General features: G+C 46.4%; 3 protein-coding genes. All 3 read right to left on the minus strand.

The window, feature by feature from the left end; all coding sequences use genetic code 11:
* Positions 1-100: 100 nt before the first annotated feature.
* On the minus strand, positions 101-355 hold the full coding sequence (locus ACM6JM_RS15975) for an ogr/Delta-like zinc finger family protein (RefSeq protein ID WP_103385586.1): 255 nt from the start codon (positions 353-355) through the stop codon (positions 101-103).
* A 125-nt stretch (positions 356-480) separates the two neighbouring features.
* Positions 481-735, minus strand: coding sequence for a hypothetical protein (locus ACM6JM_RS15980; RefSeq protein WP_414882201.1), 255 nt, complete (start codon positions 733-735; stop codon positions 481-483).
* Between the two features lie 518 nt (positions 736-1,253).
* Positions 1,254-1,737, minus strand: a 484-nt coding sequence (locus tag ACM6JM_RS15985; protein WP_414882202.1) for a phage portal protein, incomplete at its 5' end; no start/stop codon positions are given.

Raw genomic sequence — 1,737 nt, forward strand, 5'->3', positions numbered from 1 at the left:
ACAAATCGTGATGCTGTCGGAGCTGGCGGTGAATCAAGTGCTGGATCAACTAGTCCCCACAGAGTAACAATCCAATAGGGCGAGGGTTCACTCTCGCCCTCTACTGCAACGCACATAATTGATCGAACAGGTCGCGCTGTTGAAAACGAGGCATAGAACGCAAGCGATCAAACAACAATCGATCAACCGCCTGTGCGCAAGGGCTGAGCGTGTGGGAAAAGGTCAGGTGAGCCACCCAAGTATGACCACATTGCACAGAACTACACTGACAGTACAATCGCACAAAATCTGTTGACAACTCATCTCTTGAAACTATGCGACCCTTCTGACAACAAAATTTACAGACCACGCGCATAACGGGTTCTCAGAATGATAAAAACCGCTTATCTTACCCAACTCAACCAGAACCCACCATTCAATATATGTGACAAACATCAGAAACTAACGCGCAGACCCAAAGGTCTATATACCGCCTCCGACTTAAGACAATAAACGAAGCGCTTCTTTAAGAGACTGAAAATCAACCTCCTGTTTAGACCCAACAAAAATACCCTGCGGAGTATTCTGTGGAGTCAGTTTCCTGCTTTCTTGATATTCCCATGTAATAGTGGCTTGTGACCTATCAGCCCCTCGCGCAACACCAATAATACGCACTCCGGGTTCTTTAGAAACCATATTGCGGAATTCGTCATCACTAAGGCCTTCAGGAATATCATTCACTATTGTGCTTGACATAACAAAACTCCCACATAGAAATTAAACTCGTACCACTACTTGTGGCGACAATGGATCTAGCTTGTGCAAATCAGGCAAACCAGCCAATACCGCACTGCCTAACTATCAGTTCTAATATTTCTAGCTTTCCTATCGTAAGCAGTTCCCTCTATTTCAAAAAAAACAGCTTGCCCGTTTACCAACGGACCGCCATAAACTACGTCCGCATCTGTAAACTTACATGAATCAGCACCTGGCTCATTTGGCCTAATCGAGCCGACACCGGCTGTACTTAGGTTCGGAACAAATGTAACCTTTCCAGAACTTCTACTAGCCATCACATTTCTCCTTAAATTATTACTTTGTGAAATACTTTCATCCACGGAATAGAGTGAAAGTTTTTATATAGCGCAATTTGATGCTAAACCTTACGCTCAGGCTCAGCACCTGTCAGAAATGACAGTCACTTATACCGCTTTGCTATTAAAACAATCACACTAGTAACATCTCACAAAAAACATCATTTTCTAGGTACTCCATTACACCTTACGATCCGTTCTTAGCTGGCAATTCACCTGCAAAAATAACTGCATAATTGGCCTAATTTCGTTATTCATATACACCCGGTCTATCTTCTCGATATCTCCAAAGCCTGCCGCATTTTCCGGCATGACCCCCGCCAGCGCCGGATTCATACGCCACGCCGCAATCACGTCATTTCGGGTAATGTTCTTGATTCGCTCAAATTCGTCCTTCGTCGCAATGTCTCCCACGGGGATGATCTGAATCGCCTTATCACTGCCACCGGGTATGTTCACAAACAGCGAGCGGAAATTTCCCACCCCCTTGCTGCCGGCGATCTTGGCCTGCAAGGCCTTCTCGTCCTCTTCGGACAGGTTCGGGTCGTTGGTGTAAAACACAAACCCCGCATGCGCGCCGTTATTGAAGTAGCGCCGCCGAAACAACGTCGCAGACTCGTTCAGCAGCAACGCATGCATCCCGCCCAGATAGTCAGGCACACCG

Source organism: Pseudomonas sp. IT-P2 (assembly GCF_949767575.1).
In the GTDB taxonomy this organism is placed as follows: Bacteria; Pseudomonadota; Gammaproteobacteria; order Pseudomonadales; family Pseudomonadaceae; genus Aquipseudomonas; species Aquipseudomonas pharyngis.